This window comes from Paenibacillus sp. XP01, assembly GCF_057364885.1.
On sequence record NZ_CP139481.1, the window covers coordinates 1,675,617 to 1,690,434 of the forward strand.

15 protein-coding genes are annotated in these 14,818 nt (G+C 43.1%); 11 read left to right on the top strand and 4 right to left on the bottom strand.

Translation table 11 applies throughout. The annotated features are described in order from the left end of the window. Positions 1-266: 266 nt before the first annotated feature. A complete protein-coding gene (locus SNR34_RS07620) occupies positions 267-518 on the bottom strand; it encodes a helix-turn-helix domain-containing protein (protein WP_486181577.1) in 252 nt (83 codons plus the stop codon). Between the two features lie 163 nt (positions 519-681). On the opposite strand from SNR34_RS07620, the gene SNR34_RS07625 reads away from it, so the two are divergent. The 5 genes from SNR34_RS07625 (at position 682) to SNR34_RS07645 (ending at position 4,350) form a co-directional block, all read left to right on the top strand. Then, on the top strand, positions 682-867 hold the full coding sequence (locus tag SNR34_RS07625; RefSeq protein ID WP_486181578.1) for an aspartyl-phosphate phosphatase Spo0E family protein: 186 nt from the start codon (positions 682-684) through the stop codon (positions 865-867). A gap of 36 nt (positions 868-903) precedes the next feature. Beyond that, positions 904-1,209, top strand: coding sequence for a hypothetical protein (locus SNR34_RS07630; RefSeq protein WP_486181579.1), 306 nt, complete (start codon positions 904-906; stop codon positions 1,207-1,209). Between the two features lie 562 nt (positions 1,210-1,771). Then, complete coding sequence (locus SNR34_RS07635; protein WP_486181580.1) at positions 1,772-2,176, top strand: RidA family protein; 405 nt, start codon at positions 1,772-1,774, stop codon at positions 2,174-2,176. An 18-nt stretch (positions 2,177-2,194) separates the two neighbouring features. After that, positions 2,195-3,694 (top strand): monooxygenase, encoded by a 1,500-nt coding sequence (locus tag SNR34_RS07640; protein WP_486181581.1) that lies wholly within the window; start codon positions 2,195-2,197, stop codon positions 3,692-3,694. A 170-nt stretch (positions 3,695-3,864) separates the two neighbouring features. Continuing rightward, positions 3,865-4,350, top strand: a complete 486-nt coding sequence (locus SNR34_RS07645; protein WP_236416304.1) for a MarR family transcriptional regulator — start codon at positions 3,865-3,867, stop codon at positions 4,348-4,350. On the opposite strand, the gene SNR34_RS07650 is transcribed toward SNR34_RS07645, so the two are convergent. After that, positions 4,319-5,875 (bottom strand): serine hydrolase domain-containing protein, encoded by a 1,557-nt coding sequence (locus SNR34_RS07650; RefSeq protein ID WP_486181582.1) that lies wholly within the window; start codon positions 5,873-5,875, stop codon positions 4,319-4,321. The two genes, SNR34_RS07645 and SNR34_RS07650, sit on opposite strands and share 32 nt — an antisense overlap. A gap of 369 nt (positions 5,876-6,244) precedes the next feature. On the opposite strand from SNR34_RS07650, the gene SNR34_RS07655 reads away from it, so the two are divergent. From SNR34_RS07655 to SNR34_RS07665, 3 genes are all read left to right on the top strand, one after another. Continuing rightward, entirely contained in the window at positions 6,245-6,868 is a 624-nt protein-coding gene (locus tag SNR34_RS07655) for a hypothetical protein (protein WP_486181583.1), read from the top strand. Positions 6,869-6,933: 65 nt separating this feature from the next. Next, positions 6,934-7,344, top strand: coding sequence for a GNAT family N-acetyltransferase (locus SNR34_RS07660; RefSeq protein WP_486181584.1), 411 nt, complete (start codon positions 6,934-6,936; stop codon positions 7,342-7,344). Between the two features lie 36 nt (positions 7,345-7,380). Then, complete coding sequence (locus SNR34_RS07665; RefSeq protein WP_486181585.1) at positions 7,381-7,863, top strand: HIT family protein; 483 nt, start codon at positions 7,381-7,383, stop codon at positions 7,861-7,863. On the opposite strand, the gene SNR34_RS07670 is transcribed toward SNR34_RS07665, so the two are convergent. After that, the gene (locus SNR34_RS07670; protein ID WP_486181586.1) at positions 7,860-8,759 is read right to left on the bottom strand and encodes an AraC family transcriptional regulator; all 900 of its coding nucleotides are present in this window, start codon (positions 8,757-8,759) and stop codon (positions 7,860-7,862) included. The genes SNR34_RS07665 and SNR34_RS07670 overlap by 4 nt on opposite strands. A 149-nt stretch (positions 8,760-8,908) precedes the next feature. Between SNR34_RS07670 and SNR34_RS07675 the strand changes: the two genes are divergently transcribed. From SNR34_RS07675 to SNR34_RS07685, 3 genes are all read left to right on the top strand, one after another. Beyond that, positions 8,909-10,690: a glycoside hydrolase family 43 protein gene (locus SNR34_RS07675; RefSeq protein WP_486181587.1), complete on the top strand. Its 1,782-nt coding sequence runs from the start codon at positions 8,909-8,911 to the stop codon at positions 10,688-10,690. Positions 10,691-10,712: 22 nt separating this feature from the next. Beyond that, the gene (locus tag SNR34_RS07680; protein WP_486181588.1) at positions 10,713-11,951 is read left to right on the top strand and encodes an MFS transporter; all 1,239 of its coding nucleotides are present in this window, start codon (positions 10,713-10,715) and stop codon (positions 11,949-11,951) included. Between the two features lie 252 nt (positions 11,952-12,203). After that, positions 12,204-12,563 (top strand): hypothetical protein, encoded by a 360-nt coding sequence (locus SNR34_RS07685; RefSeq protein ID WP_486181589.1) that lies wholly within the window; start codon positions 12,204-12,206, stop codon positions 12,561-12,563. Between the two features lie 204 nt (positions 12,564-12,767). Here SNR34_RS07685 and SNR34_RS07690 read toward each other — a convergent pair whose 3' ends face one another. Then, the gene (locus SNR34_RS07690) at positions 12,768-14,537 is read right to left on the bottom strand and encodes a methyl-accepting chemotaxis protein (protein ID WP_486181590.1); all 1,770 of its coding nucleotides are present in this window, start codon (positions 14,535-14,537) and stop codon (positions 12,768-12,770) included. Between the last annotated feature and the right edge of the window lie 281 nt (positions 14,538-14,818).

Here is a 14,818-nt window from a genome sequence, read left to right on the forward strand (position 1 = left end):
ACAGAAGTATATCGAACCTGAAGCACATAGTGATCCGTTAGTTGATGATAAATTGCCGTTTTAATCTATTGAATATAGAGATTCCCTTTTATAAAGCCGATGCTGGAACCGGGACAATCGGCTTTTTTGTGATTATGCAATAGCTATTGATAAAGTAGCGTGGAGATATAATGATCGTGACGGTGGAGAATTCTTATAGATAATTGTGGGGAAGGAAGGGACGAGGGGTCTTGTAAAAAATATGAAGATCTATCGTAATATAAGCTTCATTCGGCTTCTTCCCCAAGTAAATACCCCACAGAAACCTCCAAAGCTTTCGCAATTACCACCACTTCATAATCCTGAACGAGACGATATTGACCCTCAAGACGCGAAAGACTGGTCTGACTGATATCCAAACCCAGCGTTTGCAATCTGGCCAAGAATTCTCTTTGTTTGATTCCTTTGCTATTACGAATAGCTACGACCCGTGAGCCGATGATATTTTTGTCTCCAGGTGGGTCTTGTCTATGCTTCATTATGTACACCCCTCATTTCAACCAAATTGTATGAGAAATAATGGTTGTTTTAATGCGTATATCGAATTAAAATGAAATAAACCGATAATCGCATTAAAATGACTACTCATGTCTAGCATTAACAGAACATGATGCAGTTTAGACCCATCAGAGAGGTGGATGTATGAGCCGGTTGCTTGACTTATTGGAAGAGGAACGGCGCAAGCTTAATCAGCTTGGAGAGGCATCCTTGGAGCAAGCGATTCCGTTGTGGGACAACCCAGAGGTTCAGGAACAGAGTCGAAGGGTAGATGAACTGGTGGCCCGAGCGGGTGAAATGAAAGTGAGACATAACCGAGTTGCACGATGATATGTGAGGTACATAATGCATATGGGAGGATGAGCAATGGATTTTCCACCGTGGTTGCAACAAGCAATTCAAGCAAGACTGGATGAGGTCTCTGCCCGAATCGAACATGATCCTAAACTGAATCGCGTACGTGGGGAAACAGACGAAGCGTTTGAAGCTTTGTTTGCAGGCGAGGGAGTCGCGCAGACACCTGAATATACTGAGTGGGAGAATCGTTACATTGTCAGCAAAGGAATAGAAAATGAGAAGTTATACATGCAAGGGCTAAGAGATGGCATTCAGCTCACAGTTTCCTTGCTGGGGCAGTCGATGCTGGAGGAGAGAGGATTTGAATCTGATTAAGGGTTGGTATTGGGCGAACTTAGCGGTGTGGCCGAGCAAGCAAAGCAGGATCTAGTGTAAACCATGTTAGGAGTTTCACACCGAGTGAAACGATTTAAACTACTAACGCTAACCCAAGTCAGAGGAAGCGCCCCAATCTCTACATTAAAAACCGAACCGAAGTGTAAATTATCGCTTCGGCTCGGTTTTTAATGCTACTTTTCCCAAATCCCAAACCTTACTTCCGATTCACCGACTTAAACCAATCATTCACTTCTTGCGTGATCTGATCTCCGCCATTGGAGTTCCAGTTGGCGACGAATTGGTCGAAGGCGTCCAGTTTGGCAACAGGGGGTATACCCCAAGAGCAAACCACCCGTTGGACGGGTGGTCCTGATTCATTCAACGAACCCGAGTCAAAGCCAGAGAACTACTTAACAAAGTCAGAAATTATTGTTCTTCTCAAAACAATTTATAAAATTTTTGTTGTATTTACTTTGTTATAATGCTACCATAAATTTGTTTCATATGAAATAATAAATAGTTTTTGTTTTGAGCAAAACAATCCCTAAGGAGGAAGCGCATGCAAAAAATCAATCCGAGTACCCTTACCCAAACAGTGACCAATCTCATTTCACAAATCGTCATTGCACCCGCTTCTCCGTTAGCTTTTATTTCCGGACAAGTTGCGTTAAACGAAAAAGGCGAGCTGGTCGGAAAGGGTGACTATCTGCTTCAGGCCAAGCAAGTCTTTGCTAATCTGAAATTAGCTTTGGAGGCCATCGATACGGAAGCGGAGAGCATTGTTCAAATGAGGATTTATGTCGTAAACCATAAGCCTGAGTTGGTTGAGTCGATTTTTCAAGCTGGCTTTGAAGTATTCGGCGACGGATGGCCCAAAACGGCTAGTACCTTTATAGGTGTTCAGGCGCTTGCCTTTGAGGAATGGTTAATTGAAGTGGATGCCATTGCAGCGGTTTCCAACTAAGAGAGGAGAACTCTAAAAATGAATTATGATGTTATTATCATCGGCGGGGGACCTGTCGGTATGATGTTGGCAGGGGAGCTCGCTTTGGCGGATGTGAAGGTTTGTGTTTTGGAGAAATTGAAAGATACCACCCCATACTCTAGAGCGCTTAGCATCCATCCTCGTACGTTAGAGATTTTGGACTTGCGTGGTTTGAAAGCGGAATTGTTGAAGATCGGTAAACCGCTGCCGACCGGGCATTTTGCAGGCTTGGAAACGCGGTTGGACTTTACGGTCATCGACTCTTCATCCAATTATTCATTGTTTATCGCCCAATCGGAAACCGAAAAGGTACTGGAGCGCAGAGCCAGAGAGCTGGGTGCAGAGATCCGGCGAGGAGTGGAAGTAACGTCCATCTCACCGAATTCGGAATATGTCGAAGTGATGGCCACTGGAACGGAAGGCGAAATGACATTAACAGCAGCATATGTGGTGGGTGCAGACGGAGCCGGAAGTATTGTACGTAAACAGGCGAACATTTCCTTTAACGGAACGGATGCAACGCTAACAGCGGTCCAAGGCGACGTTGTGTTTAAACGCCCGCCTGCAACGAGCGGCGTTTCCAGCTTTGACGAGAACGGGATGATCATGATCGTTCCTGTGACTGAGGAACTGCACCGCGTAGTCTTTATCGATCCGGATCGAACATCCGTTCCAAAGGATACACCCGTCACACTGGAAGAATTACGCTCGGGAATGCTCCGTATGTTAGGGGACGACTACGGGATTTCAGATCCGTACTGGATGACCCGCTTTGGCAATGCTACTCGACAAGCTGACCGCTACAGGGAGGGAAGGCTTTTCCTTGCAGGGGATGCTGCTCATATTCATTTCCCTGCCGGAGGACAAGGTATGAACGTGGGACTGCAAGAGGCGATGAATTTGGGGTGGAAGCTGGCTGCTCAGGTGAAAGGATGGGCACCCGAAGGGCTGCTCGATACTTACCATGAAGAGCGTTTTCCCGTCAATTCAGCATTGCTTAGCAATACACGTGTCCAAACCCTGCTATTTGGTACCGATTTTTCGTCGACTATGATCCATCTGCGGAGAATGATATCGGATTTATTGGAAAGTCCGGAAGCGAACTACCGTTTAGCGAGTCAAATTGCAGCCGTGGATGTTAGCTATAAAGTGCCGGATGCAGTTTCTGCACATCCGTTAAATGGTCGCAGGCTTGCAGAGATCAAACTGCGTAAGGAAAACGGCGATGTCTTCAGCAGTTACGAACTTTTCCGGGAAGGCAAATATGTATTGCTTAATCTCGTTCATGATCATCTCGTGGACGGCATCATTCGTCGTCTGCCCGATCAGCATTTCACATGGGTTAGCGCGACGTTGGCGGAACCGGCTCTGGACTGGAACAATGTACACACCGCCATGATCCGTCCGGATGGATATATCGCATGGGCCATTTCCGATCAAGAACGTCCATTGGAACGATGCATTGAGGAAGGAATTAGGAGGATCAGCAAAGGGTAACGCTTTTTTTTAACCTTATTGTTTTGTGAGAAACAAAAACAGGCCCGGAAGCCTCTGATTCATCGTTTTCCGGGCTTTTTTATTGTCCGAAATATAAGCGCATCAAATGTTCTTTGCGAAACAATCATGTATAATGAGGAAAGATACGCGAATAGAGGAGACCGAGGAAAATGCAGCCCATGGATCTTTCGAAACAATGGATTTTTAAAAGCTTCATCCATCTTATGAGTCAACAGGACATAAGGGAAAGCAAGTTATCCGTCCGCATGAGTGAGGAAATACATAAATTCGAAAAGGAATTTGGTGAAAAGGGGAATTTGACCTTGTCGGAGATTCACCTTATCGCATGTATCGGAGATTTCTCACCGATTAATGTCACCTCCATTGCGGAAAAAACCGGATTAACCAAAGGCTCCATCACAAGAATCAGCAAAAAACTTCTGAAGCTGGCGTTAATCAAAAGACAGCAGATGAATGACAATAAAAAAGAAGTCTATTACGCTTTGACCTCGAAAGGCCAAAAAATTTATGTGATCCATCATCGGATCCATCAAGAAATTGAAGAGCGATTCATGAATTTTCTAGATAAGTACACTGCTGATGAGCTTGTTTTTGCGAGTAAGTTCATTCAGGATTTAACGGAATGGGATTATTAAAGGATGAACGCTCTGGCGATTTCAATTTACGTTTTTTGGGGTAAAAACCCGTGAGGACAAGAACGAATAGCCACGCCATGATCAGCATCACATAATCTTTACGTCCGGAACTTAAATTTAGTATTTGCCAAACATAAGAAGCATAGAACAAGAGGGCACCGACAGCTAATAAAAGTAATGTCCTACATCCTAATTTTACAACATATTTATCCTTAAGCCTGGTGAAAAAGACTCTTCTACCGGTAGCCATTCTTATACCAAACATTATCACGTAAATGCCAAACAAGGTCCCGATCGAAATGGATAGAATGAAATTATTCGTTCTCGATTGAGTCAACGAAGAATGGCCCTCCGGTAACGAACCGGTTACATATTCAATCCATGCATGGTAAATATCCTGCCTCAGATCGATTCCATTATCGCTGTTCGTAAGAATCACCAAACCTTCTTTGGTTTCCGGGACAAAACCGTACAATGCATGCCAGCCTCGATTGTCGCCAGAATGGTAAATGAACGTCTGCTCTTTGGATAACTTTCTGATAAATACGCCCAATCCACTCTCACCTATTACTGGCTGCTGCATCTCCTCAACAAGCTCGTTTTCGAGAAGTCCATTCCCTTGCATCCGATTCAAATGATCCATGCTGGCAAGAATCAGTCTCGTCATATCCGTGGAGTTCGTTTTAAGTCCAGCTGCTGCCTGCTCGGTAAATTGGTAGTTCGGAAGCTCCTGTCCGAAATAACCGTATGCTTTTGACATCCGGGGATCGTTGGGATCTTGATGGAATGAACTCGAGTCCATGCCTAGCGGCTTAAGGACTTCTTCCTCCATATAACGTTCAAATGCCATTCCAGTAACCTCCTCAATCACGAGCTGTAGAATGGTATAGCCCCCACCAGAGTAAACCTCTTTTTCCCCGGGCGTATCGGTAATCCTCACAGGTTCATTAAATAGGCCTTTTCCGTTCAACGAATCTTCTATACTGGAAAGCCGGCTTTGCGGTGCCGTACCGAGATACCCTTTATGGGCAGCCAAGCCTGCCGTATGACTTAACAATCGTTTTATGGTGACCTCAGCAGGATTGAATTTGGCGTCAGGTAATTTCCACGAGGTCAAGTACTTTTCAACAGGGTCGTCGAGCGAAACGAGCCCCTTTTCTACCAATTTTAGGACTCCCCATGCTGTAACGCTTTTGGATATCGAGCCCGCCTGGAACAAGGTTTGATCGGTCAGTTCGATCTTGTTTTTCTTATCGGCATAACCATAGTTGAGAAGATAAGCGACACGACCTTCGTGAACTATGCCGACGGTCAATCCGGGTACATCATATTTATCCTGCCATACCGGAACCTGTTCATCTAATCGTTTCTTGAATTCCTCTATTTTTCGTGGCGTCTGAGAGAGGGGGGCTGCTTCAACCGTCTTCACATAATCCCCAACTGAAACCAAGATCACGACAAGACATACCAAACATCGAAATAGATTTTGTACCTTTCTTTTGCGCACCCGTTTCACTCCTGCCATGTTAATGAACTCGCATATTTAAAATAGCACTGATCCAATGCTTCGATCGATCGATTTACCTTACAGTTTCAGTTTTTACCTTACATATTTGTCATATGAGAGAACCTTCGGGCACCCATGATATTCTTGAGGCTTGTTAGGTATTGCTAAAATAATCTGACCATGTAGTAAGCCATTCCTGGTCAGAAAGTCAGATAAGCCCATTTGAGCAGAGGCAGCCAGACTTCCTGCTTTTTTATTACGCTATCTGGAAACGGTAACTGAATAAATCCAAGAAGGTAGCCGATCTACGTTATCGGCTACCTTTTTCAAGTTTACGCTAATATGCTATCAATCGGAGTTACATTATAATATGAGGTATAAAAAAATATGGAATTATTCGAGATTGCCAACTACCAGATTTGGGGGAAAGAGATGGTTAGAGGATATCAAATTCCTGAGACTCTACAACGATTGTTTCAGTTAGACGAGCAATTAGTCAAAAAGTACGGTAAAAAGTTTGATGATTTTTTTGGGGCCAGGTTAACCTTTGAAGAGGAGGGTTACGATTGTACTCCGGATGACGCCATTGTCTTCTTATGGACGGGGGCAGATGGGGATCACTTTGTTTTTCTTACTGATGGGGACACCGTAGACTCATTAGAAGAAGCCCCAATTTTCTTTATACAGCCGATGAGTTTTAGTGACCCGTACAAACCTGTTGCAAAAAACATAAAAGAGTTCTTAGCTCTTTATGTACAACTTAGAGAGCTTTATCTATTTGAATGGCTGCCAAGCTACAAGACCGAAGAAGCATTTTTGCAACACTATAAAGATGAATTTGAAAAGGATATTTTAGAAAATAAACAGGATCAAGATGTCTTCATAGCAGCCATTGAACAGGAAATCCAACTCCCGAAAATTGAAAGGGTATTTGTCTATATTCAGGAACTTAACGAATTGTTCCAAAAGAGACTTAAGAATTTAAAGAAAAGTTACGATATGAATGGCTAACGGGAAGGAAAGTTTATGGGATATAATGGTATGAAATCTTAATTGTGATATTAGGGGGAGTTACAATGAACATCGCTTTTGCAAATGATTCGGATTACGAATACATCAAAGGCAGGGATCGTCATATTTCAGAGAACCTCATATCCGCCAAAATAAAGGGGAAAGAAATCTACATCATAAGAAACCTGGATGGAAGTAACATCGGATGGATGAGGTATGGTTATTTTTGGGACAACATCCCGTTTATGAACATCATTTGGATCGATGAACCATTTCGGGGCAAGGGTATAGGGAATAAAGTTGTTCTCTTCTGGGAGGAGCAAATGAAACAAAAGGGCTTCAACATGGTCATGACATCTACCCAGGCTGATGAAGGCGCACAACATTTCTATAGAAAGCTGGGCTATCAAGATGCTGGATGCCTATTACTGGATACACAACCATTGGAAATTATCCTGACCAAGCCATTAAACTAGCAGAAACGGCGGCAATACAAACATAAAAGGAGTTGAATGAGAACGATGACAGCATCATTTTCACATCAGCCTGAAGGGTACGAATGTCCATTTTGTTGTATTTGGGGGATCGAGCGACCCAATCAGGGAACCAAACAAAGGGATATCATCTACCAGAATGAAAAGGTAACAGCATTTATAGCGGGCAAATGGTGGCCAAATAATAAAGGACATGTTCTTGTTATTCCGAATCAACATTTCGAGAATATTTATGAACTCCCTGCGGATTACGCTGTTGAAATTCACCGTGCGGCACAGCTTACAGCATTTGCAATGAAAAATACATATGGATGCGACGGGATTTCTACGCGGCAGCATAATGAGCCTGCCGGCAATCAAGACGTGTGGCACTATCATCTCCATGTGTACCCTAGGTATGCGGACGATCAACTTTACCTGTCAAAGGGTTCACCGTCCGATCCGGATGAACGCGCTTTCTATGCGGACAAGCTGCGTTCCTGGATAAAGAAAAATGATTAAATACTTGTCTTTTTACGAAATGCGGACGGGTTTATGCCAGTCCATCTCTTAAATTGTCTGCTGAAGTGAGAAAGATTTTTATACCCTAATCGATTTGCGATTTCATTCAAAGATAACTCTGGTTGCTGCAATAAGATTTTTGCTTCTTGTAATTTTAGCTCGGATAAATATTTTCGAGGTGACATTTGGTAAATCTTTTGAAAGACTTCTAAACCATAATTGGGGCTGATCCCAAGAGATGCAATAATCGGCTGTATGTGAACGGTAAAGTCTACTTTACCGTTTGTTTCTATGCATTTTTTTTTGAAGGTCCACTTGATGGCCTCTGCAATTTCCTTGGCGTATTTTGCAGTGGTCATGGATTGATTCGTTCTTACATTCGAGTTTGTTGGTTGCAGATCTACAAGTATTTCTAATAATTCAAAGAGGATAACCTGTGCTCTTAATTTTGCAGTTGAAAATGAAATCTCTTGATCTTCTAAAATGTCAATCCATTTTTGAAGACAGCTCCTTAACCTGCTGTAATACGGATTATCGGGCGTATAGACCCAATCGCAGTTTTTCATGATCTTCATTCGCAAAGAAGGTTCGTCAATATCAAAATGAGCACAAAAATAAGTCATTGAACCAGGAGAGATGCAATGATTGGTATGTTCAAAACCAGGAGGAATAAGAAGAATTTCGTTCTTTTGGATGATATAACGGTCTTTTTCAAGACATGTCTCCTGAGTGCCATCTAATACAATTAATATCTCAAAAGCATGATGGAATTCTTTCGTCATGGACCAGTGTGAAGGAACGGTCTGCTTATGGGCACCGAAAAAACGTATGTTCCAATCAATACGCGGGAGCAGTTGTGTTGTATCTCCAATAAATCGTTGTATATCGTTTTCCATTTTGAGATCCCACCTTGATTTGGGTAAATTAAACCTTCATTGTGCAATCGAATTTCAAGTTTAATCGTTATTATAATATAAGTGAGCAGCAGGAAACGCTTTCGAGAATGACCATGATTTATGTTCTATTATCGATATTTAGCAGACGCATGTTTATTATAGTCAAAAAAGAAAACGGTATCAACATGTTGCTTGGTAATGAAAAAAAAAGGGTAAGCTGCATGCCGGGAAATAGAAAGCGCTTAAAAATGCGATTGAAAGGGAAAGAAGAAATGACAATGATTAATAATCCGATAATACCTGGAATGGCACCAGACCCATCGATTATTCGGGTGGATGATGAATATTATATCGCAACGTCTACGTTTCATTGGAATCCAGGGATCCAGATCTTTAAATCATCAGATTTAGCCAACTGGGAACTTATTAACTTTGCATTAAAAAAAGGGGAGGTTGATTTAAGGGGAACACATACACCCGCCGGAATCTGGGCACCGCATTTATCCTATGATGCTTTCACAAAGAAATACTGGTTAGCCTACTCCCATATGATCAATATGGCCGGTCGTGAATTTAATGCGGATTCATACGCGATGTGGGCAGAAGATATACACGGGCCATGGTCAGCGCCGATGTATCTAACGTCCATCGGTTTTGATCCAGCCATTTTCCATGATGACGACGGAAAACACTACATTTCCATCCTTGAATGGGAAACGAGAGAAGGCTATCAAGCGCCCGGGCATATTGTCATCGCTGAGTATGACTTGGAAAAAGGTGAGGTCATTGGTGCTTGGCACAGAGTAACACAAGGGTTTACTAGTCGTGGGTGCGCAGAAGCACCGCAAATTTATAAACATAAAGACTATTATTATCTTATTATTGCTGCCGGTGGAACAGGCTATGCTCATGGTGTGGAGATTGGACGCTCCACAACTATCTTTGGCCCCTATGAACCGCATCCATCGAAAGAACCGATCATCACGTCTTCACCGCGGCATCTTTTTTCACTTGGCGATCCGGATGCGGGACATTTTGAAATGTACAATCCACATTCATTGATGCAAAAAGCAGGTCACGGTTCATTAGTTCAAACCCATACGGGCGAGTGGTATATTGCACATCTGATGTCACGCCCTCTTGAAGGAACTCTCTTAAATCCGTTAGGTCGGGAAACATCGATTCAAAAAATGAAATGGTCACAGGATGGGTGGCTCGAAATGGAAGATGGATCAAACCTGGCCAAAATGGAAGTAAAGGGGATGGAGGGGGTCCAGTTATCGCCTGTAATATCCCATGACATCCATGATCATTTTGATGATATAACCTATGATATTCGCTTTATGACCCCCTATCGAAAGCAGGAAGCAAGTTGGGTAAATACAATCGAACGTCCCGGATATCTGCGCATTTACGGAGAAAACTCTCTTTTTTCACAAATGAATCCAGCAATCATGGCAACTCGCGCGACATCATTCCATTATGAGTTTCAAACCAGAATTGAATTTCTCCCTGACCATTACTCCGAAACTGCCGGTATGGGACTCTACTATGATTCAAATAATTGGATCTATGCACACTTAACGTATTCAGAATCATCAAATGGAACGGTTTTGAGCTTATTGCAGGCTAATCTAGGTAAACGTAAAGAATTGGTTCAACAAATGATACCGGTTCCTGACAATGTAGTTGATTTAAAGGTTATCTATAAGTCGGGTATGGTGGATATATTTTATCGGTTGGAAATAAACCAGGAGTGGCAATTATTAAAAAACGATATCAATGCTATGTATTTATCGGATGAAGGCGTAAACGGTGAACCAGGTGAAATCGGTGGATTCACAGGACTGTTTAACTTCATAGGTTCGGTTGACGCACATCAACATGACTCATACGCAGACTTTGACTTCTACTCCGTAAAGAATTTTTAGACGTTCAGAGAGGAAATTACACATGAAAACGATACCGCTTAAACGATTAGTGCCCGGATTAATCATTGGACCTGCTTCCTGGCTGGGACCATATATTGCAACAGCAAGTTTATTTTTGCCTGCGATGATACAACATTTGGATGCTGAAAACAAAATTAATATCGTAGCCTTGTTCTCCGCATTAGGGATGGTCGTGGCAGCCGTTTCTAATATGATCGCCGGATATGTCTCTGACCGTACCCAATCGCGTTTTGGCAAGCGGACGCCTTGGCTTGTCTCTGGAGCTTTTGTATTTATGTTGGCGATGATCTTCGCCTCAATGGCTACTTCCATACCTGTTTTGTTGATCAGTTGGATGCTTGGGCAGGTTGCATTGAATTTTATTGTGGCTCCAATGGTCGCTTGGTTAGATTTAGCACCCGATCATGGCAAAGGGACGGCTTCGTCCGCTTATGGCGGGCTAGGTATGGCGCTTGGAAACAATGGTTTTACGATTCTAGCCGCCGTTTTCTTGGGGCAATATCGTTTGGGGTTTGTTATCTTTGGCATCATTACATTCATTGGTACACTGATCGCAGCGTATATTGTACGTGAACCATCCAATTTGGATGAGAAGATGGATCAATCATCATCACCAACGAAGAACGCGTTTTCATTCAAAGAATTGGTTACAGTGTTCCCTAAATGGTCTATCGGTCGTGACTACTATTTGGCTCTCATTGGAAAACTCTCTCAAGGCATTGGGAACTTTGCAATAACAGGGTATCTGCTGTTTATCATGACGGACTTCTTGCATAAAGATACAACAGCAACACAACAATCGATACAGTTGATCAATATCATTATGTTAATATTTGGCATTGCTATGGGGTTTATTGCTGGACCAATCTCCGATAAGTTTAATATCTTAAAATTACCTGTTGGTTTATCTACAATTTCATTAGGAATTGGAGCGCTGAGTCTGTTCTTCCTGCAAAATGATGTTGGTATCATGATTTATGGATTTTTGGCTGGTCTGGGAATGGGGATATGGAACTCCTTGGATAATTTATTGAATTTAAGAGTTATTCCTGATAAGGAACGAGTGGGATTGTTTTTAGGGATATACAACTTGGGAAATACGGTAACACAAGCAATAGCACCCGTAATTGCAGCATTTATGATTTCACAAATAGGGTTTTCATCCATTTTTGTAATGTCATTTATTCTTGCAATCATCGGTGGTATATCCATCCTCTCTATAAAATCTGTAACTAGATAGTACCGTAAAGTCTTACATCCATTTGGATATATTGAGTAAATACAATCAATATAAAACCATGATACGAAGGGAGCCCGTATTGCTGCGGAGCTCCCTTATTGTGAGTTCATGCGTCCAATACCACTAATATGGAGCTTCTTTTGTCTTTTCCATTAAAGGGCATCCTCTGTAAGTTGCAGTAAAGTCGCACGTCGATCATCGGGATCTGCTATCCGCTGAATGAGCCCATCACGCTCAGGGTGCTTCTTTTTGGTGGCCAAATTCATTCATCTCGTATTCTTATTGGATATGATGAGAAAACTATCCTTAAAAATGCTGGGGATGAGGGTTTCAGACATGAAGAGATTTATCGGATCACTGCTAACGGTCATCATTTTCTTGATGACAATGCAGCACGTTTGCGCAGAGCCAAACGATGAACCATTGAAACGGCTTGTGCTGACTTTGTTAGCTCCAAAAATACAGGAACAGATTAACCAATACTATACTAATAAATTTACTGAATCACCTACGTTTGCGCCTTTTTTGGATGGAACTGATGTAGACGTTGAATATTTTTCTTCACATATTGAGGTTCAGGTTAAAACACCCATTGAACTCCCTCAAATATGAACTAGTTTTCTCACTCAAATACGGAGGATTGAGGTGCGCGCTCGAAGCTCATGCAGGTCCGCCATTTATGATAATCATCGTTGGCTTGTTGCTCTTATTAGTAGGGGATCGTTCTAATAAAGCGAAGAGGAGTATGGCTGTTTATCGGAATGGATCTATAGCAAGAACCCCGTTATCTGATTCAACAGGTAACGGGGTTTTTCATTATTCTGAACGATCGGATCTGCGCACTTCGATCTGAAATTGATCGGAATACGATTTGAGGTTGCCTGCAAGGCTGGCAAGCTGTCCGGAGATGTTCGACAGTTCGTTGGCCGAACGTTGCTGCTCTTCAGCACTTGCCGCGACTTCTTCAGTCATGGCCGATGTTTCCTCGGTTGCGGAAGCAATATAACTCAAGTGCTGTTCCACCTCCTGACGAATGGAGTGCATATCCGCCGTCCGGTTTTCCAAACGTTTAGCCAGCTCCTGGACTTCGTTCGATAAGCGGCTAACCTGCCTAAACGTCTGGAGGCACTCAGCGATCTGTTCTTCCTGTTCCTTGGCCGCAGCCATATTCGTATCAAAATGACTACTCATACGTTGTATCTCTTGAACGAATGAACTCAGAATTTCATCAATCTCCTGAATCGAACGTTCGGATTGCTGAGCGAGGTGTCCCATTTCACCAGCAACGACAGCAAAGCCTTTCCCCGCTTCGCCAGCCCGGGCTGCCTCGATGGAAGCATTCAGCGATAGAATTTGAGTTTGTTTTAAAATGCCGTGAATTTGTCCGCTAATGGTAGAGGCGAGTTCCGACTGAGTCGTCAGGGACTTAGAGATTTCCTGCTGATGCTCGACACGCTTGGCATTCTCCCGGCCCTTCTCAAGCAGAGCCTCATGTTCTCGCGTAACTTGTGCTTGTACGGCAGATAGCTGTTCTGAAGTATCGGTGAACTGCTGCACATATGAACCTACTTCATCCATGATTTTGCCCAGATTCTCGGAGTGCTGGACGGAGTGTTCCGTCTCTTCAGCTTGTTTCATGGAGCCTGTGGCTATTTCCTCGATCGCTCTGGAAAGTTCTTCGGTCTGACGCAGGTTTGTCTGAGCCGTTTCGGCAATATGGTTTGAGGACTGCTGGAGAGTGTTGGATCCTTGCTGTATTCCCATCAAAATATTCGTCAATTGGGCAACCATGACATTAATCAAATGACTGATATCACCGAGCTGGTCGTTTGTCATAGGTGTGGATACGACTTTGAGATTCCCATCGGCGACCTGTTCGAGGCTTAACTTAATATCGCGTACTTGTCTGAGAATGCCTCTTACCACAAATAACATCATGACCAAAGATAGAATCAGCACAACCGCAAAAATCGGGATGATGGTCCGATACGCATCATTTACGGATGCCTTGGACATTTGATTCACGGCTGCAGCGGAAATATCGATGCCCAGGTAGCCGATTACAGTACCTTGCGAATCCTTGATTGGCGTAAAGGAGGACAATAGCTGCCCCCAGGTCGGATCTTCAACGATGCCTGTTGTGACGACTTCACCGTTTAACAAGCGCTCCTGAATCTGGGGATTGAATTCCATGGCAGTCCCGTAAGGGCTATATTCCGAATCGTCCCAATCCGCTCCATCCACGGTGTAGATCCATCCGTCCGAAGTTTTGTTATACATATAAACATATAGGGCTCCGGATTGAAGCCTGACTTTAACGAGTTCGTCTCTAAGACTTTTGTATTCGTTGCTCTCCTCCGAAGCAGTAGCATATAATGTTTTGATAATTTCCGATTCCTGGCCTAATTGAGAGGCCGTGTTCATTGCCAGCTGCTGGTTGTTATGCTGCATGGTCATTAATGATGCATTTTCACTGGAATCCATCGTGGCCCATATGATTAGACCACCCATGGCCAATAGCGGAACCAGAATGATCAAATACAGTTTAAACCTTAAATCCGTCTTTTTATTGCGAGCCTGTCTCACGATCTGTTCCCCCTTAGAAGTAGTTAAAACCTAAAACAACATCGTCGTTTTTTAATATAGCTCCATACTATTTATCGTAAAATAGGAGGGGGAAGTGAAGAATAAACCTGGAATTATACTTGAATATACATAAGAAATCGGAGTCCCAGAGGACTACGAAGTGAATTGAATGTGGGATATAATGGTACGAGGCTGTCAATATGCTGGATCGGCGGTATAGTTTGAATATCCATCGCTGCGTAATACGGGTGAAGGGAAACAGGGGGAATAATCAAAAGTGG

Coding starts and splice junctions, on each gene's coding strand:
- SNR34_RS07670 (WP_486181586.1), bottom strand. CDS start 8,759: ATGGAAAACGATATACAACGATTTATTGGAGATACAACACAACTGCTC.
- SNR34_RS07680 (WP_486181588.1), top strand. CDS start 10,713: ATGAAAACGATACCGCTTAAACGATTAGTGCCCGGATTAATCATTGGA.
- SNR34_RS07620 (WP_486181577.1), bottom strand. CDS start 518: ATGAAGCATAGACAAGACCCACCTGGAGACAAAAATATCATCGGCTCA.
- SNR34_RS07675 (WP_486181587.1), top strand. CDS start 8,909: ATGTTTATTATAGTCAAAAAAGAAAACGGTATCAACATGTTGCTTGGT.
- SNR34_RS07650 (WP_486181582.1), bottom strand. CDS start 5,875: ATGGCAGGAGTGAAACGGGTGCGCAAAAGAAAGGTACAAAATCTATTT.
- SNR34_RS07645 (WP_236416304.1), top strand. CDS start 3,865: ATGCAGCCCATGGATCTTTCGAAACAATGGATTTTTAAAAGCTTCATC.
- SNR34_RS07625 (WP_486181578.1), top strand. CDS start 682: ATGAGCCGGTTGCTTGACTTATTGGAAGAGGAACGGCGCAAGCTTAAT.
- SNR34_RS07665 (WP_486181585.1), top strand. CDS start 7,381: ATGAGAACGATGACAGCATCATTTTCACATCAGCCTGAAGGGTACGAA.
- SNR34_RS07635 (WP_486181580.1), top strand. CDS start 1,772: ATGCAAAAAATCAATCCGAGTACCCTTACCCAAACAGTGACCAATCTC.
- SNR34_RS07655 (WP_486181583.1), top strand. CDS start 6,245: ATGGAATTATTCGAGATTGCCAACTACCAGATTTGGGGGAAAGAGATG.
- SNR34_RS07640 (WP_486181581.1), top strand. CDS start 2,195: ATGAATTATGATGTTATTATCATCGGCGGGGGACCTGTCGGTATGATG.
- SNR34_RS07660 (WP_486181584.1), top strand. CDS start 6,934: ATGAACATCGCTTTTGCAAATGATTCGGATTACGAATACATCAAAGGC.
- SNR34_RS07630 (WP_486181579.1), top strand. CDS start 904: ATGGATTTTCCACCGTGGTTGCAACAAGCAATTCAAGCAAGACTGGAT.